Annotated in this window: 26 protein-coding genes; 4 read left to right on the top strand and 22 right to left on the bottom strand. The window is 62.3% G+C overall.

What is annotated here, in order from left to right:
- Positions 1-9: 9 nt before the first annotated feature.
- Both AB3X89_RS11850 and hpnA read right to left on the bottom strand, forming a co-directional pair.
- On the bottom strand, positions 10-564 hold the full coding sequence (locus AB3X89_RS11850) for a hypothetical protein (RefSeq protein ID WP_368583437.1): 555 nt from the start codon (positions 562-564) through the stop codon (positions 10-12).
- A gap of 99 nt (positions 565-663) precedes the next feature.
- The gene (hpnA, locus tag AB3X89_RS11845) at positions 664-1,674 is read right to left on the bottom strand and encodes a hopanoid-associated sugar epimerase (protein ID WP_184057734.1); all 1,011 of its coding nucleotides are present in this window, start codon (positions 1,672-1,674) and stop codon (positions 664-666) included.
- Positions 1,675-1,812: 138 nt separating this feature from the next.
- Here hpnA and AB3X89_RS11840 point away from each other — a divergent pair, with 138 nt between their 5' ends.
- Positions 1,813-2,106, top strand: coding sequence for an acylphosphatase (locus AB3X89_RS11840; RefSeq protein ID WP_368583436.1), 294 nt, complete (start codon positions 1,813-1,815; stop codon positions 2,104-2,106).
- A gap of 106 nt (positions 2,107-2,212) precedes the next feature.
- Here the strand turns inward: AB3X89_RS11840 and egtD are convergent, their stop codons facing one another.
- Positions 2,213-3,196 (bottom strand): L-histidine N(alpha)-methyltransferase, encoded by a 984-nt coding sequence (egtD, locus tag AB3X89_RS11835; RefSeq protein WP_368583435.1) that lies wholly within the window; start codon positions 3,194-3,196, stop codon positions 2,213-2,215.
- Between the two features lie 558 nt (positions 3,197-3,754).
- On the opposite strand from egtD, the gene rarD reads away from it, so the two are divergent.
- Positions 3,755-4,651 (top strand): EamA family transporter RarD, encoded by an 897-nt coding sequence (gene rarD / locus AB3X89_RS11830; RefSeq protein ID WP_368583434.1) that lies wholly within the window; start codon positions 3,755-3,757, stop codon positions 4,649-4,651.
- A gap of 14 nt (positions 4,652-4,665) precedes the next feature.
- Here rarD and AB3X89_RS11825 read toward each other — a convergent pair whose 3' ends face one another.
- The 18 genes from AB3X89_RS11825 to AB3X89_RS11740 all read right to left on the bottom strand — a co-directional run bounded on the left by AB3X89_RS11825 (position 4,666) and on the right by AB3X89_RS11740 (position 20,293).
- Positions 4,666-5,205: a DUF962 domain-containing protein gene (locus AB3X89_RS11825; protein ID WP_368583433.1), complete on the bottom strand. Its 540-nt coding sequence runs from the start codon at positions 5,203-5,205 to the stop codon at positions 4,666-4,668.
- 129 nt (positions 5,206-5,334) lie between these two features.
- Positions 5,335-5,652, bottom strand: a complete 318-nt coding sequence (locus tag AB3X89_RS11820) for a hypothetical protein (RefSeq protein ID WP_368583432.1) — start codon at positions 5,650-5,652, stop codon at positions 5,335-5,337.
- Positions 5,653-5,893: 241 nt separating this feature from the next.
- Positions 5,894-6,280, bottom strand: coding sequence for a hypothetical protein (locus AB3X89_RS11815; RefSeq protein WP_368583431.1), 387 nt, complete (start codon positions 6,278-6,280; stop codon positions 5,894-5,896).
- 148 nt (positions 6,281-6,428) lie between these two features.
- On the bottom strand, positions 6,429-8,423 hold the full coding sequence (locus tag AB3X89_RS11810; protein ID WP_368583430.1) for a putative bifunctional diguanylate cyclase/phosphodiesterase: 1,995 nt from the start codon (positions 8,421-8,423) through the stop codon (positions 6,429-6,431).
- Between the two features lie 137 nt (positions 8,424-8,560).
- Entirely contained in the window at positions 8,561-9,286 is a 726-nt protein-coding gene (locus AB3X89_RS11805; RefSeq protein ID WP_368583429.1) for a GGDEF domain-containing protein, read from the bottom strand.
- 1 nt (position 9,287) lies between these two features.
- Complete coding sequence (locus tag AB3X89_RS11800; RefSeq protein ID WP_368583428.1) at positions 9,288-9,683, bottom strand: DUF1987 domain-containing protein; 396 nt, start codon at positions 9,681-9,683, stop codon at positions 9,288-9,290.
- 19 nt (positions 9,684-9,702) lie between these two features.
- A complete protein-coding gene (locus AB3X89_RS11795; protein WP_368583427.1) occupies positions 9,703-10,266 on the bottom strand; it encodes a SiaB family protein kinase in 564 nt (187 codons plus the stop codon).
- Between the two features lie 12 nt (positions 10,267-10,278).
- A complete protein-coding gene (locus AB3X89_RS11790) occupies positions 10,279-11,394 on the bottom strand; it encodes a SpoIIE family protein phosphatase (protein WP_368583426.1) in 1,116 nt (371 codons plus the stop codon).
- A gap of 309 nt (positions 11,395-11,703) precedes the next feature.
- Complete coding sequence (locus AB3X89_RS11785) at positions 11,704-11,964, bottom strand: hypothetical protein (protein ID WP_368583425.1); 261 nt, start codon at positions 11,962-11,964, stop codon at positions 11,704-11,706.
- Positions 11,957-12,706, bottom strand: a complete 750-nt coding sequence (locus tag AB3X89_RS11780) for a DNA/RNA non-specific endonuclease (protein WP_368583424.1) — start codon at positions 12,704-12,706, stop codon at positions 11,957-11,959. The genes AB3X89_RS11785 and AB3X89_RS11780 overlap by 8 nt, the downstream gene beginning before the upstream one ends.
- Positions 12,707-13,026: 320 nt before the next feature.
- Positions 13,027-13,386 (bottom strand): DUF3564 domain-containing protein, encoded by a 360-nt coding sequence (locus tag AB3X89_RS11775; protein ID WP_013092796.1) that lies wholly within the window; start codon positions 13,384-13,386, stop codon positions 13,027-13,029.
- A 216-nt stretch (positions 13,387-13,602) separates the two neighbouring features.
- Complete coding sequence (locus AB3X89_RS11770) at positions 13,603-15,315, bottom strand: acid phosphatase (RefSeq protein ID WP_368583423.1); 1,713 nt, start codon at positions 15,313-15,315, stop codon at positions 13,603-13,605.
- Positions 15,316-15,416: 101 nt separating this feature from the next.
- Positions 15,417-15,713, bottom strand: coding sequence for a hypothetical protein (locus AB3X89_RS11765; protein WP_368583422.1), 297 nt, complete (start codon positions 15,711-15,713; stop codon positions 15,417-15,419).
- Between the two features lie 156 nt (positions 15,714-15,869).
- A complete protein-coding gene (locus AB3X89_RS11760; RefSeq protein ID WP_368583421.1) occupies positions 15,870-16,331 on the bottom strand; it encodes an N-acetyltransferase family protein in 462 nt (153 codons plus the stop codon).
- A gap of 142 nt (positions 16,332-16,473) precedes the next feature.
- The gene (locus tag AB3X89_RS11755) at positions 16,474-16,677 is read right to left on the bottom strand and encodes a DUF3562 domain-containing protein (RefSeq protein WP_368583420.1); all 204 of its coding nucleotides are present in this window, start codon (positions 16,675-16,677) and stop codon (positions 16,474-16,476) included.
- Positions 16,678-16,914: 237 nt separating this feature from the next.
- Positions 16,915-18,213 (bottom strand): TAXI family TRAP transporter solute-binding subunit, encoded by a 1,299-nt coding sequence (locus AB3X89_RS11750; RefSeq protein ID WP_368583419.1) that lies wholly within the window; start codon positions 18,211-18,213, stop codon positions 16,915-16,917.
- Positions 18,214-18,714: 501 nt separating this feature from the next.
- Positions 18,715-19,230, bottom strand: coding sequence for a BPSL0067 family protein (locus AB3X89_RS11745; protein ID WP_368583517.1), 516 nt, complete (start codon positions 19,228-19,230; stop codon positions 18,715-18,717).
- Positions 19,231-19,366: 136 nt separating this feature from the next.
- A complete protein-coding gene (locus AB3X89_RS11740) occupies positions 19,367-20,293 on the bottom strand; it encodes a LysR substrate-binding domain-containing protein (protein WP_368583418.1) in 927 nt (308 codons plus the stop codon).
- Between the two features lie 124 nt (positions 20,294-20,417).
- On the opposite strand from AB3X89_RS11740, the gene AB3X89_RS11735 reads away from it, so the two are divergent.
- Positions 20,418-21,512, top strand: a complete 1,095-nt coding sequence (locus tag AB3X89_RS11735) for a tartrate dehydrogenase (protein ID WP_368583417.1) — start codon at positions 20,418-20,420, stop codon at positions 21,510-21,512.
- 178 nt (positions 21,513-21,690) lie between these two features.
- Positions 21,691-23,001 carry an MFS transporter gene (locus AB3X89_RS11730; protein ID WP_368583416.1) on the top strand — a complete coding sequence of 437 codons (1,311 nt, stop codon included), beginning with the start codon at positions 21,691-21,693 and terminating at the stop codon, positions 22,999-23,001.
- An 80-nt stretch (positions 23,002-23,081) separates the two neighbouring features.
- On the opposite strand, the gene AB3X89_RS11725 is transcribed toward AB3X89_RS11730, so the two are convergent.
- Positions 23,082-23,672 (bottom strand): hypothetical protein, encoded by a 591-nt coding sequence (locus tag AB3X89_RS11725; protein ID WP_368583516.1) that lies wholly within the window; start codon positions 23,670-23,672, stop codon positions 23,082-23,084.
- Positions 23,673-24,073 lie beyond the last annotated feature (401 nt).

Genomic DNA, 24,073 nt, shown 5'->3' with positions numbered 1-24,073 from the left:
CGCTTCTCGTCACGCGTTCGTCAGCATCATGTACATCTGGATCACGACGTCCGGCGAGAACGTGAACGGCACCCAGCCGTGGCCGGTGTGGCGCATCACGAGCAAACGGTCGCCGCTCGACTGCTTCTGCACGGCCATCATCGGATTCTTCGTCGACACGAATTGCCAGCCCGGCGGGATGCCCTGCGGCTGCTCCGGCGTCATCGACGCGCGCGCGTTCGACAGTTCCTCGATCAGCCGGCTGATCTGCTCGGGGCGCAGCGCGACGGTCTGGTTGCCGATCGTCATCGTGATTTCGTCACGGGCGGGGCGGTTGATCTCGAGCGTCGGCTGCAATTGCGGGGCGGCCGGCTTATCGATCGCTGCGGCGGTTGCTGCGGGGCTCGCGGGCTGTTCCGCTGCCGCTTCCGCCGCTATGTCGTGCGCGGCGTGCTCCGCCGCCGCGGGCGATGCCGCCGCGTCAGCGTTTGTCTGGGGAGTGTTCTCGGCCTGCGTGGCCACGACAGCCTGAATGAGCTGATCGACGCCCATTTCCAGCGCGCCGAGCTGTTCGTGAAGATTCATGCGAGGTTTCTCAGGTAGGACCCGCGATTTTACCTGCTGCGCGCGGGCTTGGACCCGTCGCCGGCGCGGGACTTGTAACAAATTGCTTGCGGCTGTCGCTTACCGCTTCAGATACCCCGCCTGCCGGAACCATTCGAGCGCATCGGCGAGACCCTCGCGATATGGCCGCGCGCGATACCCCAGTTCACGTTCCGCCTTCGCCGACGTGAAATACATCTTGTTCTTCGACATCTTCAGTCCGTCGACGGTGACGAACGGTTCGCGCTTCGTGAACTTGGCGACCGCTTCCGCGCCCATCGCGAGCGGATACAAAGGCCAGCGCGGCAGGCTCAGTGTCGGTGCCTTGCGACCGGTCAACGCCGCGATGTCGGCCAACATCTGCTGCAGCGGCAAATTTTCGCCGCCGAGAATATAGCGCTCGCCGATCTTCCCGCGTTCGAGCGCAAGGAAGTGGCCGGCGGCGACATCGTCGACGTGCACGAGGTTCAGCCCGGTATCGACGAATGCGGGAATCTTGCCGAGCGCCGCCTCCAGAATGATGCGGCCGGTCGGCGTCGGCTTTACGTCGCGCGGGCCGATCGGCGTCGACGGATTGACGATCACCGCGGGCAGACCGTCCTCGGCGATCATGCGCTCGACAGCGCGCTCGGCGAGCACCTTGCTGCGCTTGTAGACGCCGATCGCCTGATCGGCGCGCAGCGGCGAGGTTTCGTCGGCGGACTGGCCGGAGCTCGTCACCTTCAGAGTCGCAACGCTGCTCGTGTATACGATGCGCTCGACGCCTTCCTTCAACGCCGCGCGCATCGTCGCCTCGGTGCCTTCGAGGTTCGCGCGTTCGATCTCGCCGGGGTCCGGTGCCCACAGCCGATAATCGGCGGCCACGTGCAGCAGATAGCGCACGCCGCGCAGCGCGTTGCGCATCGATGCTTCGTCGCGCATGTCGCCGACGACGATTTCCGCATCGAGCGATTCGACGTTCTTGCGCGGACTCGTCGCGCGCACCAGCACGCGTACACGAAAGCCCTTGCTTTGCGCGATGCGCGCCACCGACGAGCCGACGAAGCCGGACGCGCCGGTCACGAGCACGAGATCGCGATTCTGTTCGGTCATTCTGTTTCCATTTCCTGCGTGACGGTCGACGGATTGTACGTGGCGCGCGCGATGGATGGGTGTTGTCGAGCACGCTCGCCGGGACACGACTAGAATGCCGGCTTGAAAGACTGTCAGGCATTAAAAGGAGGTAGCGGCATGGCCCCGGATCTGGATGAGCGGATCGAAACGTATTACGCGCGGGTGCGCGGCACCGTGCAGGGCGTTGGCTTTCGCCTCGCGACGGTGCGCCAGGCGCACGCCCTCGGCATCAAGGGATGGGTCGCGAATCTCGACGACGGTTCGGTCGAGGCGATGTTGCAGGGACCGGCCAATCAGATCGACCGGATGCTGTCGTGGCTGCGTCACGGACTGCCGGCGGCGCGTGTGACCGAGGTGAGCGGCGAGGAGCGCGCGACCGACAAGCGGTACGAGCGCTTCGAGCAGCATTGAGTTCGAGCTACGGGGGTTAAAAAAAAGCGGCGCGCCGTCCAGAGGAGGGCGCGCCGCTTTTTCGTTGATGGCCTTTATCGGCGGTGATTCGCCGCGAGGTCAGCGCTTAGCGCGCCAACAGCAAACTCTCCGCGAATCCCCACTCATCCTCGATCCATTGATGGCTGCACACGAAGCCGGCGTCATCGGCAATCGCGGGCAATTCTTCCGCGCGATACTTGTGGCTGCTTTCGGTCCAGATCGTCTCACCTTCCTTCAGCGACACCGTCAGCTTTGCGGCGCGCACGTGAGCGGTGATATCGCGCTTTGCGCGCAGATGCATCTCGATGCTGCGCGCGTCCGGATTGAAGCGCGCCACGTGCTCGAACTCATCGAGCGGAAAGTCGCCGTCGAGTTCGCGGTTGATGCGCGCGAGCAGGTTCAGATTGAACGACGCGGTCACGCCGACCGCGTCGTCGTACGCGGCGATCAGCACGGGGGTCGGTTTGATCAGATCGGTGCCGAGCAGCAGCGCGTCGCCGGGCGCGAGCATGTTGCGGATGTCTCGCAGAAAACGCGTTGCCGCGAGCCGGCCGAAGTTGCCGATCGTGCTGCCGAGAAACAGCACGAGCAAGCGGTCGCCGGGTGCGCGCTGCCGGCTCACCTCGGCGAGACCGGCCAGATAGTCACGCTCATAACCGACGATCGAAATCCGCTCGATGTCGCCGAGTTCGCGCCGGCACAACTGCAAAGCACTGCGCGATATTTCAATCGGGCAGTAAGAAGTGGGGCGCTTTTTACACAGCGCCTCGAGAATGCGCCGCGTTTTGCGCCCGCTGCCGCTGCCGAGTTCGGCGACCGTCACGTCATGCGGCAAATGCTCGACGATATCGGCCGCGTGCTTCGTCAGCAGCCGTTCTTCGGCGCGCGTGACGCCGTATTCGGGCAATACGGTAATCACTTCAAAAAGTGCGGAGCCGACTTCGTCGTACAGATACTTCGACGGCAGCTCTTTTTGCGGCGTGTGGGTGAGGCCGGCGTATACGTCGGCGGCGAAGGCGCGGCGCAGTTCGGAAGGCGAGTTGCTAAGCGATAGGGCTGGCTGGGTCATGCTGGCTCCAGTAGTCACATTCGATGAGCGGGATTGCTGCCGGGTGGTGGCATGCGCGATGAAAAGCGGTTGACGCGTGCCGTGGGCGAGATGCGCGGACGTCGGTTGGTGACGGGCTCCGAGACTACGCTCGGAGTTGCATTCGCCGACCCGGCTCGTGGGTGCTGCTCGTTTCGTGCCACTGTGGCTGTCGTTGTCGCGGGCGACGGGGCCACAGCGTGCAAAACCTGGTAGCAAGATTCGCGCACGACGATGACGAACCGGAAATGAGTTCGCCGGCCGCGCACATGAAGTTATGTTCTAGTGCATTGACGGGCAATGCGCACGACTAATTGCAGCCGATTGACGAAAAAGCGCAGGCCCGTCGGCGACCAACCCGTCTAGAATGCCCGTTTTCTGACTTTTTTGCAGCGCCGCTTCAGAACAACAATGCAGGGTCGGCCGCTTTGCACCCATGCCCGCCTGCTCACGAGACATCATATTCATGACGACAACGAACGCCGCGAGCCTGCGTCGCGCGCCACAACGCCAAGCGTCACACCGATTCCGGACCGCGCAATGAACCCCAACGACTTCAGGCGCGGGATCGCATTGTCGGTCGGGGCGTCGGCGATGTTCGCATTGCTCTCCGCTTACGCGACGCTGCTGAAACCGCTTTCGGGCCTCGACATCTTCGCGTGGCGCATCGTATGGACCGTGCCCGGCGCGGTCCTGCTCGTCGCGGTGCGCAAGCGTCTGCCGATTCTGCGCGCGCTCGTTGTCCGAATGATGAAGCAGCCGAAGCTCGGGATCGCGATGAGCGTGGCCGCGGGCTTGCTCGGCGTGCAGCTATGGCTGTTTCTGTGGGCGCCGCTGCATGGGCGCATGCTCGAAGTGTCGCTCGGTTATTTCCTGCTGCCGCTCGTGATGGTGCTGGTCGGGCGCTTCCACTATCACGAGCGGCTCGACGCGTTGCAGTGGCTCGCGGTCGCCTGCGCTGCGGTTGGCGTCGCGCACGAGCTGTGGGTGACCGGCGCGTTTTCGTGGCCGACACTCGTCGTCGCGCTCGGCTATCCGCCTTATTTCATGCTGCGCCGCCAGATCAATCAGGATTCGCTCGCGATGTTCACCGTCGAAATGACCTTGCTGCTGCCGGTGGCGATCGTGTCCATTCTCGTCGGCGGTTCGCTGCAAGCGATCGCCGGACGCGCGGAAATGTGGTTTCTGCTGTTGCCGGGCCTCGGCGCGTTGAGCACGCTCGCGCTCGCTTCGTATCTGAAGGCGAGCCGCCTGTTGCCGGTCGCGTTGTTCGGCATCCTCGGCTACGTCGAGCCGGTGCTGCTCGTGTTCGTATCGATCACGCTGCTGCGCGAAACGCTGAGCGTCGCGCAACTCGCGACCTATGTGCCGATCTGGATCGCCGTTGCGCTGACCGCACTGCACAGCGTGCGCTTCGTTCGGTTTGCGTCGAGCTGAACGGCGACGCGCGCTCAGCGATGCGCTTCGGTCCGCTGTGGATTGATGCGAGTCGGGCCTACCTGCGCCTCTATCGCGTCGCGCAGTTCGGGACGCCAGCCGACCCCGAACAGCGCTTCGGCGAGCACGAATAGCGGGCCGATCAACAGGCCGATCACGTCGTCGACGAAGGCCGGCTTGCGATGTTCGTACGCGACGTGACCGACGAATTGGAACAACCAGCCGATCACGAAGAGTCCAATGCCGGTCGCGAGCCACACGAGCGTCGTTTGGGCGGCCAACCACTCGCCGAACCTCAGGCAGAGCGCCGAGATGCACGCCATCAGCACGCCGAGCGGCACGTCGAGCGCGAGGTAATAGACGGTCGCCGCGACGAACAACAGCCGCGCTGGCGACATCGTGACCGGGAACATCCCGGCACCGAACGACGGGCGGCTCAGCAACACCGCGAGCGCGAGCACGATCGTCGGAATGCCGACGAAGTGCGTGGCGATATTGCGCCGGTCGCGATGGTAGGCCGCGTATTGCGTCAGTTGCTGCGTCAGCGTTCTCATGAATGCCGCTCCTGTGTCAACGTCAGCATAATCGCGCGGAGCGGATTTTCAAACCATAGGGTAGCCGACGATCAGCGACTATCGCCCCCTGATGCTGTCCATGGTTCGTACTGTGCTCGTCGAGCGCGTTTAACGCGCACTCGGGTGACCGGCGCGACGTTTCAATGGGCCGATCGTCGCGGCGGGCAACGAGGTGAGCAGCATGTGCAGCGTGAAGTCGAGATCTTCGCGAGCGATGTCGAGTTGCACGCGGACTTCTCCGCGCACCGGCTCCGTGTTGATGACATAGACGCCGAGCGGCGAATGAAGCAGTGCGCGCAAGTGAGGCTGCGGCAGCGTCACGAGCAGAAGCGAACGCGCCGACGGAAAAGGAATGACGTTGCTGGGTTGAACCTGCTTGCTGGCAGGTTGCGCAGAGAGCGTGTCGAGCGATTGCGTGAGAGCCATGTGATGCGGCGTTCGTGTAACGCGAGGGTGAATTGGAACAATTCGAGAGTAATCGCCCGCGAGTAAAGACGGTGCAAAAATTCGCGCGTCTGTCGACAAAAAGATACGACACGGCATCGCGCGCGGAATAAAAAAAGGCGAGTCACAAGACTCGCCCTCCCTGAACGGCACGGTCCGGCTTCGATCAGCTTCTATTTGAACAGCACCTGCATGGCCGGTCAGCGCCGAAACCGATCACGTGTTATTGCGTTTTGGTCGTGTCGGCTTGTGCGCCGTCGGCTTTCGCCGGGGCAGTGCTGGCCTCTTTCGCACTCTCCGTTTTAGTCTTCGCGGCGCTCGTTTCGACGGCATGCTTGCTCGTGGACTTGTGGACCTTCTTCGTATGGGCGGAAGTCTTTTTCACGTGCTTTTGCGCGGCGGCTTCGGCGGGCGCTTTCGCTGCGGTCGCGCTGTCGTCCGTCGCGCCGGCTTGTACCGCGGTGCTTGCTTTCAGATTCGCGTGGCCGGCAGTCGGCAGCTGCGTGGCTTGCGCGGGTTGTGCGGGTTGTGCGGCGGACGGTGCGGCCGTTTGAGCAAATGCGGTCGACACGAGCAGTGCGGAAGCAACAGCGGCGAAAAGCGTCTTCATGATGTGACTCCTGGTTGAATCGGTGGATTCGTTTGTCGCGGCTGAATCATTTCAGCGCTGCCGGTTTAACGTAGGGCGGAATACAGGAGTTGACGCTGCGCTGGTGACAAAACGTAAGTAGTGCGTCAGCGCGGATACATGTTGCGGCTCAGAAAGTGAATCCACGGAAAGTCGCCACGCTCAATGAAGACGCGACCGGGGATTTGCCGAGCAATTGCGCTAAAGCTTCCGGCGAGACCGCTCGGCTAAACAGGAAACCCTGGGCCACCGTGCATCCGTGGCGGACCAGAAACTCGCGCTGGACCTCGAGCTCGACCCCTTCAGCGATCACATCGAAGCTCAGCGTTTCAGCAATCGCGATGATCGCAAGCGATAGCGCTTCGAGCTCCTTGTCTCTGCCGATCTCGCAAACGAAGGCGCGATCGATCTTGATGCGATCGACGCTAAAGCGTTTCAGATAGCTGAGGCTCGAATAGCCGGTGCCGAAGTCGTCGATGGCGATGGACACACCGAGTTCGCGCAGCTCGCGAAAAGCCCGCTGCGCTTCTTCGGCGTTGCGCATCAGCGTGCCCTCGGTGACTTCGAGTTCCAGCAGTTCGGCGGGCCAGTTGGCCTCCTCGAGTGCCGAGCGCACTACGCCGGGAAGGTCCGCCCGTTCGAGTTGAAGTGGCGAAACATTGACCGAGATGCGCACGGGCGGAAGCCCCGAGCGTACCCACGCGCTCGCCTGCAGGCACGCCTGCCGCAATACCCATGTGCCGATGCTCTGAATCAGACCGGTTTCTTCGGCAAGCGGAATGAAGACGGCCGGCGACACCTCACCGAGTTCGTCATCGTGCCAGCGCAACAGCGCCTCGGCACCGACGATGCATCCGGTTTTCATATCGATCTGCGGCTGATACGCGAGATACAACTCATTGGCTTTCGCCGCGCGCCGCAGTCGCGTCGTGAGCCGCAACTTCTCGGCGGCCGCCCGGCTCAGCTCCGGTTCGTAGAATTGATAGCCGTTTCGCCCGCGCGATTTCGCCACGTACAACGCGGCATCGGCATTGCGCGTGAGCAGTTCAGGCTGCGCGCCGTCTTGTGGAAACGTACTGACGCCGATGCTTGCTTCGAGATAAAGCTCGTGCTCGCCGATGCTATACGGCTCGCTCATCTCGTGAATCAGCGTCTCCAGCATTTCGGTGAGTTGCGTCGCGTCGGCCCGTTCCGCGACGATGACGAATTCATCGCCCCCGTAGCGCGCGACGAAATCCGTCGCGCGCAGCAGGCGCTGAAGCCTTCGCGCCACGGCTTGCAGCAGCAAATCGCCAACGCGGTGTCCGAGCGAATCGTTGACGTCCTTGAAACGGTCGAGATCGAGAAAAAGGACGGAAACGTTCTGGCCAGTCGCTTGCGCGCGCACCAGCGACTCCGAAAGGTGTTCGCCGAGCAGCACCCGGTTCGGCAGCTCGGTCAGGGCATCGTATCTGGCTTGATGTTCGAGGCTTTTGAGCGAGCGGCGCAGATGCGCTCCGATGCGGCCGTTCCAGTGAATCAGCGAAAGCAGCAGCAAGGCCGAAGCGACGCCGCAGCCCAACAGCACGCGCGTAAACCACTTCCCGTCGAGCGAGGATTTGCTGACGACTGAAGCGACCTTGGCATCGGCCGCGAGTCGTACGTCGACTACCCGTTCGAGGACGCTATAGAAATACGCGTCGATTTCCTCGAGTCTGGGGTCGCCCACTGCCACGCTGCCGGGATGCTCCGCGATCGTGCGCGCGAGACCGAAGCTCAGCTCGCTGAGTCTGCCGATCATGTCGTCCAGGTCCGACAGCCGCGATACGCATTCCTGATTCTCGCTGCAGCTCTCGCGCGCGTCGCGCGTCAACGCGAGCAGTTCCAGCATCGGAAAGGTATAGGCCGCGCGGTTGTAGAGCGGCACCGTGGCTATCGAGGTGTAGAGCGTCGCATGCTCATCGAGCATGGCATGCTGAACCTGGTCGAGGTCGTGGCGCAGCCGCCCGGAAGCCTGGATCGTCCGAAGCGAACTGTCCTGCTCGCTGCTCTGGCGGATTGCGAGGAAGGTACTCGTCGCAATGACAGCGAGGATGGCAAGCACGGCGATGACAGTACCGGCTTTGCGCGTTGCTTCCTGTCCCAAGGCGCTTCCTTTGCGTCAACCCAGCGCGGGCGAAAACCGGCCCGCCCGGATAGTGAATGTTCAGGTGGCTGCATGACTTGCCTTAGGGCGCTGGGGATCTACCCCGGTAATGGCGCGCTAGGGCTCTGCTTATCCGCCTATTGATCAGCAAATTCCACGCGGTTGCGTCCGCTTCGCTTGGCGCGGTACAGAGCCGCATCCGCGAGACCGTATGCGGTGTCGAAACAGGTTCCGACTGCGTTGATGCTGACGCCAAAGCTGGCCGTGATGCGGCGCTCGACCGGTGGAACGACCAGTGAGTCACCGATGGCTTCCCGCATGCGCTCGGCAAGAATGGCGCCACTGGCCGGTTCATGACCGGGCAGCAGCACGGTGAACTCCTCACCGCCCACTCGCCCGATGAAGCCTTGTTCCCCGACGATTCCGCGCAGACAGTCTACGACCCCCGAAATGACCGCGTCTCCAGTGGGGTGGCCGTAGTCGTCGTTGATCCGCTTGAATTCGTCGATGTCGAGGATGATCATCACCGCGCTGCTGGTGCGCAAAACCTTGGTGGTCCGCTCGATTACGGCGCTGCGGTTCAGTACGCCCGTCAACGCGTCGTGCGAGGCGCGATACGCCAACTGCTGGGCCAGCACCTGCATCTCGCGTTCGGCCCGGTCGCTGCGGCCGATCAGGCGCCGTGTTTCGCGCATCAGGCGCTGGAAGTGCTCGATCAGTTCGCCCAGCGACTGGCGATATTCCGCGGCATCCGCATCGATGATCGAATGCATTGCGCGGGCCTTTGCCAGCGCCGTGCTCTCGTTCTGGAACAGATCGGGTGCGCCGCCCGAGGACACGTCACGGGAAGAGGTCGAACGCACCTTATTTTCCCTGCTGCGCGATGGGACGATCGGTGAACTCGATCGAGCGGAAATCGGCCTTCAGTTCTTCGCCGAATTCGGCGATGGTCTCGTCTTCCTCGTCGCGATACCAGTTCATCGACACGCGGCTTCCCGATTCCGCCGCCTGATCGAGCGCGTCGAAGATGCTGAACAGCATCTTGGTGCTCGAGCTGTTGAAGTACGTTAGCGCGACGTCGATGGTGATTTCGGCCCCGGTGTTCGCGGCGAGGTACTTACGCATCTGGTCGATGATCGGCGCGTAAAAAGCGGCTGCGTTTTCCGGGTAGGACTCACCCTTGATCGACAACGCGTGTTGGTCGAAGCGAAAGTCGACTTCGGGCGACGTCGTCGTCGCGGGGATGTGTAGGTTTTCCATTGTTCTTGTGCCTTCCTGCTCAGATGATGGCCATGAGGCAAAACAGCGTGGTGCCGGGTTCGTCGGCACGCGGATGAAAAGCGAATTCGAGGGGCGCGCTCGCGTCGCGCGCCATCGTCAGGAAGCCGAGGCCGGCGCCCTTGCTGTCCTTCGGAGCGTCGGCACGCAATGTCACCCTGTACGCCTGCTTGATTTCTTCGAGCGACATGTTGCGCAGAGGCTCCAACCGGTTGCGCAGGCCCTCGACCTCGGCGGTCGCGATGGGATTGACGCAAAGCATCACATGATGCTCGCCGTGCCTGGAGATGCACACCGCGCCCTCGCGTATCGCGCCTGCCCGTTCGCCGCCGGGCTCCAGCGCGTTCGACGAGTAATGAACGATGTTCTGTGCCAGCTCGATAAAAGACGAGAAAAGTTTGCGGCGGGTAGGACCGCTGACGCCGGCGACTTCGAGTTGCAGTTTCACGACTTCGCCCATCGACGCGACGATGTTATGGGAGAAGTAGCCCTTGTGATAGAAGAGCACGTTGCGCCGCTGCGCGAGTTCGAAAAAAGCGCTGTCTTGTTCTAGTAGTTGAGACATTCTGGGAATTCACTAAATGCGGGCACAGAAAAGCGTGACGTCGTCACGGCGCGGTTGATTGCCTTGCCACTCCGCGAGCGCGAGCCGGACGCGCTCGCAAATCGTCGCTGGGGTTTCGGCGCGGTTATCGAGGATCAGGTCGAGCGCACGGCGCCGGCCGAAAGAAATGTTGCGCGGGCCGCCGATCTGATCGGCGAGGCCGTCGGTATAGACGAACAGCAGGCTGCCCGCCGTCACCGGAACCGAGCGCAAGCTCCACGCATAGTCGGCGCGACTGTCCACGTAGCCGACACCCATGCGGTCGGCGCTGATCGTTTCGAACGCCCCGGCATCGGGTGACAGGATGTGCAGCGCGATCCTCGCGCCAGCAAAATGCAGCACGCTCTCGGTGGCATCGAACCAGAAGAGTGCCGTGTCCAGGCCGTCGTTGGATTGGGTTCCTTCGTCGGCACCGTTCACTTGCCCCAGCAAGGCCTTGACGTTGCGATTGACGGCAGCCAGCAGCGCGGCGGGGTCGCGCGGACCGATCTGTTCGAGCGCCTTCGACAATGACGCCGAAGCAAGCAAGGTCATGAAGGCGCCGGGCACGCCATGTCCGGTGCAATCGGCAACGGCGCCGAACCAGCCGTTCGGAAAGGCCGCGAAATGATAGAAGTCGCCGCCGACCACGTCGCGAGGTTCCCAGACCATCGCCGCGTCGCGCAGCTTCATCGACAGCGTCTCGCTGGAAGCGCGCAACATGGCGCGCTGGATCACGCTGGCGTACTCGATACTCTGCATGATCTGGCGGTTCTTCTCCGCCTGCATTTCAGCGACCGCGCTGATCAGCTGCAAACCGCTGCCGAGACCTGAGAAGAGTCCGTCGCGCGTCACGATGAAACCATCGACCAGTGCTTTTTCTCCGGCCTCGACGGTCCTGAACGTCAGTGCCTCGATGCTCACGCCGGCATCGACGATGAGCGGGTCCTTGTCCATGAACGCGATGCAACTCTTCTTGTCGTAAAGCTCGCGATGGAACGGCTTGCTCATCTGCGACATGAAGATATCGCGATTGATCAGGCCGATGGGACGCTGGTGATTGATGACAGCGAGACTCTGCATGTCGCGGCGCGCCGAGAAGATCTCCATGACCACGGAGTTGGGATCTTCAACGTCTACGGATGGAACTTCCTGGCACAAGTCTCCGGCTGTGCGCGGATTCCCCTGTGCGGAAGAACGGCGAAACCTCGAGAACGCTGGATGCATGGCGACGCCAGTCGATGTATGAAGAAACCTCGCACGCTAAGGTTTCTCTATGTACTTTATGTGACAGAGCGGAGGCGCTCCGCCCGATTGGCGCGAGATTGGAAAACGCGTGGTCACGCAAAGGTTTGCGTGACCGACATCAGTAAAACTTGCGAGTTGCGAGGTTGCGCAAATGCAACGTCGACGGTCCAGTTATTCAAACGGATTCTGCACGACACCCGGCTTGGCATCTGGCTCGTCCTGCACCTTCGCCGGCAGATCCTTCTGCGCCTCCAGACTCGCGACGATCGCATCGAGCGCTTCCTTCAGTACGAGCGCCGCCTTCAATCCGCGTTGATCGCGCGTCAATTCGAGCGTGCCGTTCAGCACGACACGCGTCGTGCCGTTGCTGAGCGTGAGCGCATCGCCCTGAATGTTGAGCACATCGTCATCGTTCGAGTAGGGCTTAAACACCTTTTAGTCCTCCTGGCCGCTGGTCTTTCAGGTTATCCGGAATGCCCGGAAAGCGGATGCCCGACATCGCTTCGAGTTCGTGAATCGTGCGCATGTCGTAGCGGTTGGTCGCTACATTATCAACCACGACTGCGAATGCCAGTTGACGCGACGGCACATAGACGACCTTGTACAACTGGGTCGGCACGAACACGCGGGTCGGTCCGATCGTCTGCAATTGCTGACCGGTGAATAGCGGTCCGGTGACGACGTACGTGTCGTCGTAGGCGAGTGCGATCTTACGCACTGCGGTTTCGATGCGCGCCCACAATCGTTGGTTGTTCTGACGGTCTTGCGGCACGATGTTCGCGAGCGAGAACGATTGCGCCATCGCCTCATTGTTCCAGCGATTGCCCGCCGGACTCATATGACCGCGATCGAAGCCGCTGCGTTTGTAGTCGGCGAGTGTCGCGCCTTCGCCTTCGGGCAGACGCGCGTCTTCGAAGAACTTGTTGGTACGCACCATGTCCTTCGCTTCTTCGATGTGCTCGCGTGTCAGATGTTCGGCCGACCACAGCGGACCGTGCGTGATACCCGAATGCAGCACCGCGAAATCGCTATAACAAAGCATGCGCGTTTTGGGCGCCATCTTCTGGTTGGTGAGGACGGGCCATTGCGCATTCGGCGTGAAACTGGTGCAGGGGGGCGCCGCGCCCGCATGAGCGGCGACGGCGAGGAACAGACAGGCAAGCCACTTCTTCATGTGTCGGTGGTTCGATGAAAGGGGACGCAAGTATAGCGTCGCGGCCCGCATCGAGCGACCGCACCATGCGAATCAAAGAAAGGGGATGGGAAACAGAAGAGGCGGCGTGCGCCGCACAAAAAAGTGGGCCGCTTTGCAGCGACCCGAATGCGTGGACTTCCGACTCTACTCACGCAAGCTTAAGAAGGTCTTAAGGCTCGCGATATGGCGGTACGTTATGTTCGTTTGCGCACGAACAGATTTACGAGTTCGAGCAGTGCTCGCGCAACGAGCCGGAAGTTTCGACCGGAAAAGAGAAGCGCGGCGAAGCGCGCCAGAGATTAATTACCGAACACGCTGTTTTCAGCGCGAGTTTTTTGACGATCCACCGCCTGCAAACGCCAGAAGCCGCTAGTCGCCTTGCGGGTTCGCAGCGCGGTCCATGCTGCGGCGCCCTGTGCGGCGCTCACTCGTTCCTTGCGATCGACGTGCAGACCGCGCAACGTACAGAGCGGCGCGTCGGCGCTCGGTGCGCACAGCGTGGTCACGCCGTTCTCGTCGCGCAGCTCACCCCAAGGGGGCAAGTCGATCCCTTGATGCGCTTCTCTCGACCACCGATGTTCATCGGTATCGAGCCAGAGCACAGCGTAATCATGGCTTACGGTGGGATCGGAACCGTTGATCAGGATGGTCAGTCGCATAGCAGTTCCGTTCATAAATTGCGAAGGGCTTTATCAGTCTAGGCGGCGCGGCGCTTTATGCAAGACAAAGGCATGATTTGCGAATGGAAAAATAATTCTCCAAACCGTGGGGAAGGAACGGTGCATGCTCACCGCGGCGCGGCGGACGCGATATGCATGCTGTAACGACCACATGCACATCGCGAGCCGCGGCAAATCAACGCAGCCGACAGGCGTTCAAGCGAGATCGAGCGAAGCGGTCAGATCGCCGAGCGGCGCGAGTCCGTTGCTGGCGAATGCCTTGTCGCGCGCGACCACGCCATCGAGCGGAGCGAGTCCATGCACACGACTAATGAAACGCAGGATTGAGTTCGTGTCGTACACCGTGTGATCGACGTAACCCTTCTTCGCGAGCGGCGAGATCACCAGCGCGGGAACGCGCGAACCCGGCCCCCAGCGATCGCCGACCGGTGGCGCGACGTGGTCCCACCAACCGCCGTTCTCGTCGACGGTGACGATCACGACCGTGTTCTGCCATTGCGGGCCACGCTGAATATGCTCGATCAGCGTCGCGATGTGACGGTCGCCCGAGGCGACGTCGGCATAGCCCGCGTGCATGTTCAGGTCGCCCTGCGGTTTGTAGAACGTGACGGTCGGCAAACGTCCCGCGTCGATTTCGGCGATCAGGCGATTGGTCGACGCGTCGTTGCCCATCCCGCCGTCGCGCAGATAGCGGCGGCGCGCGGCCGTGCCCGGCGCGTAATTGGCGAAGTAGTTAAACGGCTGATGGTGATACTGAAAGTCGGGCATCGATCCCGTATCGCGATGATCGAGCGCGAATTGCCATGCGCCGCTGTACCACGCCCAGTCGATGCCCTTGGCCGTCAGCCGGTCGCCGATGGTTGCGTAGTTCTGCGGCGGCATAACGCGCGGGTCGGACGGATCAGCCAAGGCCGGGTCGCCGCCTTCGGCCGGACGCACGCTGCTCGGCTGATACGGCGGCGCCATCGTGTTGACTGCATAGCCGTCGGCGGTGAAAGCGCCGTCATTGACGAACTTTGGCGGACCGTCGAGCGCCGACGCAGGTGAATTGGGCGCGAGCTTCAAACGGGTGCCGGTCGGATCGTCGCCTTCCACGACCGACACCATCTTCCTGGCCGGGCTGTTGTGGATGTCCGGGTAGTACGGCGCTTGCGCCGAGATCAGGAAGATGTGGTTCAGCCACGAGCCGCCGAAAGCGGCCATGAAGAAGTTGTCGCACAGCGTGTACTGCTGCGCCAGATTCCAGAGACGCAGTGAGTCGGCGGAATTGCGGTAGTGCCCCATCACGAGGCCGCCCGAATCGCCCCACGCGGCGAACTGGTTGTTGCGCCCCGCGTTGATCTGCATCTGATTCTGATAGAAGCGATGGATCAGATCGCGGGTGATCACGCCGGTCGGCAACGGTGCGCCGTGAGCATCGACGATCTGGAACGGCCGGTTGCGCAGATGATCGAGATCTTTTTCGCCGATCATGTAGCGCTTGCCGTCGACTTCCTGCGCCTGCGGCACGAGCCCGCCCCAAATCGCAGGCAGCCGCGGCAACGGCGTCTTGCCATCGCGGTCGAGCTGGACGTACTGCTCGGCGGTGACCGCGTCGAGCGGATGCTGGACACCCGGGTAGTTGCCGTACAGGTTCGCGAAGCTGCGGTTCTCCGCGAAAATCACCACGATGTTCTTCACCTGATCGTGCAGCGCAGCGTCGAGCCGCAAGTCGGCGGCGCTGCGCGGCGGGCCGTTGCCCGCGAGTTCCTCGCCCGTTTTGCAGCCGGGCAGCGCGAGGCCGAGCCCGACTGCCGCGAGACCGGTCAGGACGCGCCGGCGTTCGGGATCGTCGGGGGCGTCGTTGGTGTTGTCGATTGAATCGGGGTTGTCCAGTTTCGGCGGCAGGTGAGGATCGTGGTCGGTCATCGGTGAGTTCCGAAGGAGACGTGACGGTCGCTTCGGCGCCGCTGCAGGCGGCGCGCGCGACACCGGTTATGGAACCGCCGAGGCCGGCAGGCCTCGCGGCTTTACGGCAGCCGACGCTTCACGCGCCAGCTGTGATGCGTGGCATCGACAGCCAATAGTAGCCAGTGCCGTGCGTCGATCGGATGACGCTTTTGCGTCGCGTAACGGTCGACGGTCAATTCGAGTTCGTCATGCGCGCGCCGATGACAAATGGCGTGCGCCCCGGAGCCATCCGCGAACTCGACGCGCGCCTCGGCGAGGTTCGGCGCGCCGGCCGGTTCGGGAAGATCGGCGATGCGCACCGCGCAGCCCGGATAAAGATGCGAGTCGGCAACCTGAATCTGGATCGCGTTGGGCATGGCGTGGCCTCCTACGCTTGGGCGGCGCGAGCGCGCGGCTGGGACACACCGCGCCGCTAGGACCGGATCAAAGCATAGCACCGCGTGGCCGAGTTGCCGCATGCTTCGCGCTATAGGCGGGACGCAAGCCGATGGGCCTGGATGAAGCGCTGTGCGTTAGAGCGTCTTGCGATAAACCACGAAGCCGGATTTGTCCGCGACCTTGTCGTAGAGCTGCATCGCGGTGTGATTCGTCTCGTGCGTCTGCCAGTAGACGCGTTGCGCGCCGTCGGCTTTTGCCCGCTCATAGACGGCCTCGATCAGCGCACGGCCGACACCCTTGCCGCGCTCGCTATCGAGCGTGTATAGGTCCTGCAGATAGCAGATCGGTCCCGCCATCGTCGTATGACGGTGATACAGAAAATGCACGATGCCCTGCAATTGGCCGGCGCGTTCGGCGACGAACGCATGCATCGGCTCGTAGCCATCGAAAAAGCGATTCCACGTGATCTGCGTGATCTCGCGCGGCAACGCGGTCTCGCCCGAGCGGCCATAAAACGCGTTGTAGGCGTTCCACAGCGGCAGCCATGCATCGAAATCGTCACGGGTGACGGCGCGAATCTGCAGCGGGGCGGACATGTGGGCGGCTCCTTTGGAAAGCTATGGAACCGCCAGCATAGAAAATTTGCGACGTGATTGTTAGCTCCACCATGATCGCCAAATCTGGAGCCACGACGCGTGCGACAGTGCGGTGAACCGATGCATCCCCGCCTACAGCGTGTCAGTGCTTGCGAGAATGCTTCTGGCGAAGCTCGTTGCGGACCTTCTTCGCGGCGAACAGCGGAACGTAGTCGAACACGCGCGCCTCGCTCCGGAATTCGGCGAGCGTATCGGCGTACATGCGGGACACCGTTTCGGTCGGCGTGTCGGTTTCTTCGGCGATGCTGCGGACTACTTCGTCTACATTCGGCTCAGGCTGCGACATGGGCGCTCTCCGGGTAGTGCGCGGCAGACTGGATGGACGCTACGCGCACGGCAGGAGTCCATTACAGGATGCGATTCGCGAGCACGCCAATTAAATCGTCCTATCGTTCGACCGGTTTCACAGAGATTTTCTTCTTGCGCTGCGGCAAGCGACCCTGCGGTGAGGGCGCGCGAAAAATCAACCGGTTCGGCGGTGGTGAATACCCGGGAAACGCGCAGGGATAAGCGAACAGCGTTTTTACTTCTCCATCTTCTGCGCCACATGCGCGATCCGGTCGCGCACGACGCCGATCGCCTGCTTCAGCGCGTAAACGTCCTGAAAGTAGCGGTACGGAATCCGAATCTGGCTAGCGTTCGCGTCGATGTTTTCAATCTCGTCCCTCCATTGCGCGATCTGCGCGCGAGACGGCTCGGCGTTCTTCCACACTTCGTCCTCCAGCGCCTTGATCGCGCGGTACCACACGAACAGGCGTTTCTTCATACGCGCTTCGAGCATGCGCGGCAGCGCCTGCGCGAGGCCGATCAGCAGCGCGAGGAACGGCACCAGAATCAGCAGCCGCCGTTCGATCAGACTCGCGAGCCAGAACGGCAGGTAGCGATACAGAAACGGCCGGCCCGATTTGAAGTAGCGCACGCTTTCGTCAGAGATCGGGAATTCTTCGGTGTTCAGATTCGGAAACGTGCCGAGGGGCGTGAAGTAGTCCTCGCCGCCGTGCACCGTGCGCGCCGCGTCGAGCAGCAGATAGACGAGCGCCGGATGCAGCGCGTCCTTCGACACCAGCAGCGCCGTCGCCGCGAGCAGCGTGACGTCGCTGCGCGGCAGATCGTCGGCGACGCTCGTCGAGGCGCGCGGTAATACGATCTTCGAAAGCGACGGGAATTTTTGCGCCAGTGCATCGGCCTGCGCGAAGCTCATCAGCTTCAGGTTGCTGGTCAGCAGCGTGTGCTGCATGTCGGCGTCGGGCCGGCCGATGAAGAACGCCGCGTCGATCTGACCGCTTTCCAGCCCTTCGTATGCGGCGTTCGCGTCCATCTGCAGCAGCGTCGAGTTCTGACTCGTGACGCCGCTGTAGCCGAGCAGCACCTGCGAGACGTTGAGCAGCCCGCTGCCCGGCACGCCGATCGAAATGCGCTTGCCGCGCAGTTGCGACAGCCGGTCGATCGTCGCGTCGCCGCGATAGAACACCCAGATCGGCTCGTACGACACGGCGGCGATGGTTTGCAGATTGTCCGTGTCTTTCGGACTGGTCGTGCCCGACTGGATGAAGCCGACCTGATAGGCGCTGTCCGGGTCCGCGAGGCGCTGGTAGTTTTCGACCGAACCCGACGAACTGCGGATGTCGAGCTTGATGCCTTCACGCTTGAGCAGCGGCGCGTAGCGATCGGCAAAGCCGCGGTAAATGCCGCCGTCCGCGCCGGAGGTGATGACGATCGTGCGCTGGAACGCGGGCTCGAGAATCAACGCGAGCATCCAGCCGAGCGCGGCGACGAGCACGATCGAGCCGATGATCAGAAGACGCCGGCGCCGCCGTGTCATCGGGGTTCTCGGGCTGCGGTACGGCGCAGGGTCTGGTCTCGGCATCGTTACCCGGGTTGGTCAGGTCCGGCCTTGGTGAGTCAAGGAGTGGGATCGGGGTTTGGTTCCTGAACTTTACGATATCGGGGAGTTTTATTCGATAGCCAGTGATGTGCAGTGAAAACAGGCGGGGTCTGTTTACAGACTCTGGCGACCGCGATATTCGTGCTACAGATTCCGGTCGTACAGGCCATTCCGGCGTACGAACACGCGCGTTGTTTGTTCAGTCAGAGGGAGTTGCGGTGTCGGAGGCTCAAGGTCGTCAGTATCAAGTGTTGAGTTAATGTGATGCAAACTTTGCCGTGTGCCAACGGCATCTAGGCAGCAACCGCAGCGACTATAAGCCGGGTCGCCATTTTGCGGTTATCCCAGTCCATTTAACGAGAGGTGCAGTGAACCGCAAAGGGTTTGCTGGTGGCTTCACAGGTCCGAGCACCAACAGCATGAATCACAAGAGTGCTGTTAGTGCCGTGGTAGCGGCATACCAGATAGGGGTCGACGCCCGTTAAATCTCATTCCCGGCCTCAGGAATAAGGTCCGCCGCCTATTCTGGAGGGCCATCGAACAGGGATGCGTTATCCAGAACATGATGTTGCCCTCCCGCAGAAAGAACGCTTGGGCATTCGAACCGGACCCGTGTTGGCGACGCACCCGCGGCGCTCTTTGCCACGAGGCAAACTGCCAGGAAGAGCGCCTTATTCGACAACATAATATCGGATTAACAGGCGTTCCATGGCCGCGACGGAAATGGATAGTACGCCGATGCGGAGGTTGTTTGGTATGTCCATTCCACTGGTCAATTACAGTGATTCCATCCAGTGTTTGCCCGAGATAAATTGCCGCGTGGCTGGTTCCGTTCGTGTGATTTCCATAGCGTCCATTGCTGTCGAATTTAGCTATTACGGTTCCTTTGGCGATGAGGACATTGCCTTGGACCCGGTCTCCCCTTTTCCATAAGGAAGACCGCGAAATACTCACAACAGCATGAACGCGTGTAACGCACTCGCCATTCCCGATCAGATGCGCTTGGTTGCTAGCGAGCAAGAAACAGCCTCCCGATCAATGTGTCGCAATATGTCGAGTAGCTCGACCTCGAGTCACCCGCTCCGCAGCACTACACAACCATCCCCACCTCACCCCCCAACTCCCGCGCAATAAACTCGACAAACGCGCGAATCCGATTCGACATCTGATGCCGTGGTGAATACACCGCGAAGATATCCGCATTCGGCGTGTCGTGATCGGGCAGCAACTGAACCAGCGACCCCTCCGCCAGATACTGCCGGATGTCCCATTCCGCGCGCAGCAGAATGCCGTGTCCTTCGAGCGCCCATTTGACGGCGATCTCGCCGTCGTTGGTGGTCAGCGTTCCCTTGATGCGCACCGCCTCGGTCTTGCGCGCGGCGCCGCGCCCAGAAGTCAGCCGCCACACGCCATACGCTTCGTCGCCTTGCCGAATGCCGATGCAGTTGTGGCGCGTCAGATCGTGCGCCGTGAGAGGCGTACCGTGCGCCGCGAGATACGACGGCGCCGCGCACAGCAGACGCCGGTTCGGCGCAAGCCGGCGTGCGACCACGCGCGTATCGGGCGGCTCGCCGAAGCGGATGCAGACGTCGAAGCTGTCGTCGGTGAGCGGCGGGGGCGTGACCGACAACTGCAGTTGAACCGACACCTGCGGATACCGCGCGACGAAGCGCGAAATCGCCGGCCCGATATGGCTGCGCCCGAAGCCGAGCGTCGCGTTCACGCGCAGCAAACCCTTAGGTGTCTTCTTCGCCGAGCCGAGCAATTCGGCCAGCTCGTCGAGCTCGTCGAGAATCCGCCGCGCGCGTTCGAGGTATAGCTCGCCTTCGGGCGTCAGCATCATGCGGCGCGTCGTGCGGTTCACTAGCGCAACGCCCGCGCGCTGCTCCATCTGCGTGAGGCGCTTGCTGACCGCGGCCGCGGTCAGCCCCAGCTCGCGCGCGGCCGCGCTGAGACTGCCGCTCGCGGCGAGCGTCGAGAAAAAGCTCAGATCCGCTGGCTGCACGGTGTCGCGCATCGTCTTTTCCACGCCTTCGCATTTGTGAATGCAAGTTAAAGATGCTTTGAGTTTAGCACCGGTTTTTACCCGTGCGAGCGCGCTAGAGTCCACTCACGCCATTCACCAAGCACAGGACGCAGACATGAAGACCTATCGCATCGCAACCATTCCCGGCGACGGCATCGGCAAGGAGGTCGTGCCGGCCGGCGCACAGGTGCTCGAAGCGCTCGCGAAAACCACCCGCGCCTTCACGTTCGAGTTCGAGAACTTCGACTGGGGCGGCGACTACTATCGCCAGCACGGTGTGATGATGCCGGGCAACGGGCTCGACGCGATCCGTAACAAGGATGCGATCCTGTTCGGCTCGGCGGGCGACAAGGACATTCCCGACCACATCACGCTATGGGGTCTGCGTCTGAAGATCTGCCAGGGCTTCGATCAATACGCGAACGTGCGCCCGACGCGCATCCTGCCCGGCATCGACGCGCCGCTGAAGTACTGCAAGCCCGAGGACCTGAACTGGGTCATCGTTCGCGAAAACTCCGAGGGAGAATATTCGGGCGTCGGCGGCCGCGTGCATCAGGGCCATCCGATCGAAGCCGCGACCGACGTGTCGATCATGACGCGCGCCGGCGTCGAGCGCATCATGCGCTTCGCGTTCCGCCTCGCGCAGTCGCGTCCGCGCAAGCTGTTGACCGTGATCACGAAGAGCAACGCGCAGCGTCATGCGATGGTGATGTGGGACGAGATCGCGCTCGAAATCTCGAAGGAGTTTCCGGACGTCACGTGGGATAAGGAACTCGTCGATGCGGCGACCGCGCGCATGGTCAATCGTCCCGCCACGCTCGACACGATCGTCGCCACCAATCTGCACGCCGATATTCTCAGCGACCTCGCAGCCGCGCTCGCGGGCAGCCTCGGCATCGCGCCGACCGGCAACATCGATCCGGAGCGCCGCTATCCGTCGATGTTCGAGCCGATCCACGGCTCCGCGTTCGACATCATGGGCAAGGGGCTCGCGAATCCGGTCGGCACGTTCTGGTCGGTCGTGATGCTGCTCGAACACCTCGGCGAATTCGACGCGGCCACGCGCGTAATGCAGGCCGTCGAAGCGGTCACCGCGAACAAGTCGCTGCATACCCGCGACCTCGGCGGCACGGCTACGACCGCGCAGGTCACGGCGGCCGTATGCGCGTTCATCGAGCAGGCGGCGACGCCCGCGGCGAACGCGGCTTGAGCGGTGACTTCGCTTGAATTGACCAGTACCGAGCGGGAACCGCGCGCAACCCAGGCGCGCGGTCTACGCCCCGGCCACCACGTGGCCGGCACCCAACCTTGACTCGACTAGCTCGGCCCAACGTCGGCCGGCGCGAGGCTCGCGCGCGGTCCACTGCCGCGCGCAGAAGGAGGAGACAATGACTTCGGAACTCGAAAGCCGGGTGTCCCGCAAGCTGATGCTGCGGATCATCCCGTTCGTCATGCTGTTGTACTTCGTGAGCTTTCTCGATCGCGTGAATGTGGGCTTCGCCGCGTTGTCGATGAACAAGGCGATCGGCCTTTCGCCGACCGCGTTCGGACTCGGCGGCGGCCTCTTCTTTATCGGCTATTTTCTGTTCGAAGTGCCGTCGAACCTGATCCTGCACAAGGTCGGCGCGCGCCGCTGGATTGCTCGTGTGATGGTGTCGTGGGGGCTCGTGTCGCTCGCGTCGGCGTTCGTCGTCGGGCCGAACAGCTTCTACGCGCTGCGCTTCATTCTCGGCGTCGCCGAAGCGGGCTTCTTTCCCGGCATCATCCTGTATCTGAGCCTGTGGTTTCCGACCCGGCAGCGTGCGGTCGCGGCGGCGTGGTTCATGGCCGCCGCGCCGATTTCGACCGCGATCGGCTCGCCGATTTCCGGCGCGATCATGAAACTGCCGCCGATCGCCGGACTCGCCGACTGGCAGATGCTCTACATACTCGAAGCCTTGCCGGCGATCATCCTCGGCTTCTGCGTGCTCAAGTATCTGACCGACAAGCCCGCGCAAGCCGAATGGCTGCAGCCCGAAGAGCGCGACTGGCTGATCGCGAAACTGAAGCTCGAAGCCGACGCGCGACACGCGCAGGCAGGCCACACGGCCGGCGCGCTCACCGCGTTGCGCGATCCGCGCGTGCTCGCGCTCGCGCTGATCTACTTCGGCACCTCGGCGGGACTGTATACGCTCGGCTTGTGGGCGCCGCTGATCATCCGCCAATATGGTTTCGGCACGTTCGAAACCGGGCTGCTTGCCGGTGTGCCGAGCGTGCTCGCGGTGATCGCGATGGTGCTATGGGCGAAGCACTCGGATCGTACCGACGAACGTACATGGCACGTCGTGATTCCGTGCGCGCTTGCGTGCGTAGGCTTCGTGTTCGCCGGCAATGCGAGCACGGCGTTGATGATCGTGCTTGCGCTCGTCGTCGTGAACGTCGGCATCAGCGCCGCGAAGGCGCCACTGTGGGCGATGCCGAGTATGTTCCTGTCGGGCGCCGGGGCGGCGGCGGGGATTGCGATGATCAACTCGATCGGCAACCTCGGCGGCTTCGTCGGGCCGTTTGCGATCGGCTGGCTCAAGAACGTGACGGGTGGCTATACGGCGGGGCTCTATGTGGTCGGCGCGACGTTGGCGGTGTCGGCGGTCGTGACGCTGATGCTAAGCCGCCAGACCAGGCATGCGCCGGTCGCGGTGGGCGAGCGGCAAGGGCACTGAGCGAAGCATCGACGAAGCGCGCGTGCCGCCGGTTGAAAAGCCGGCGGCACGCTTGAATCCATCCGGTCCTCGGTACCCGGCTACCGGAAGCCGTAGACCAGAACCTTCTTCCCTTCGAACGCCTCCTGCACCCCTTGCACGCAATCCATCGAACAGCTGAAGCCGTCCGGGGCCGACGCGGCTGACGGGATGCTCGCCCGATAGACGACGGATTCGACCTGGGTCCCGTCCGAAGTGACCACGATGTTCAGATCGGTCTCGACGCCGGCAGGCACGGCTCCTCCCGCGATATAGACGATCGACATCGTGCCGGTGCAATCGGCATTCACCTTATAAGTGCCTTTCTGAAACGGATTGAAGGTGGTCTGCCCGCCTTTCGGCACGCCGTTGATGCTGCCGAAATCGGTGCGGGTGAATTTGCCGTTGCCGTCGAATGTCACGAGGGCGACGTCATCGAGGATCGACTGGGTCGCGAACGGATGCAGCACGTTGTTCGAATCCAGCAAGCCGAGGATGACTCCGTGACCGATGAACCCATAGGGTCCTCTTAGCGTCGCGTTCGAGCAAAGCCCGCCACCGCCACGATTGTCACCACCGGCCTGCGCGGTGCCGCTCAGCGAGAGAAGTACAACGGCCATAGCTGACCAAATGCTCAAATGCCGGGTGTTCATCGTCATCTCCTTGTCAACGACGAATCGGACGCGTGAAATCCTGGCGTGCAAGGGCCTACGAGCGGCCTGGATCACAGGCGCCTGATTGAATCAAACAAAAATAGTCGATTAACAAATGGCCGCAGTAATGCGTGGTCGCTGTCGTTTGAAGGGACCAGGTGTGGGCCAAAGTAGTGAACTGCGAAAGGCTTTCACCAAGCAGTCGTGATTCGCTCGGCGTCGGCGGGTACGTGCGGAAGGGATGCACGAAAGTCCGCGCAATGGTGACTTCGTGGGTCGGCCATGCTCTAAAGTCGCATAGCGAAAACCAGTGTAATCCACGCTATTTGCGGCGACCTGATGAATATCGGACAAAAGGAAGGCACAATCAGATCGCTCGCTGCGAAACGCGATGACGCCAC

It is taken from the genome of Paraburkholderia sp. BR14320 (assembly GCF_040948665.1).
GTDB lineage: Bacteria > Pseudomonadota > Gammaproteobacteria > Burkholderiales > Burkholderiaceae > Paraburkholderia > Paraburkholderia youngii.
Note: the sequence above shows the minus strand (reverse complement) of the source record. Positions and strands in the feature narration are given on the sequence as shown.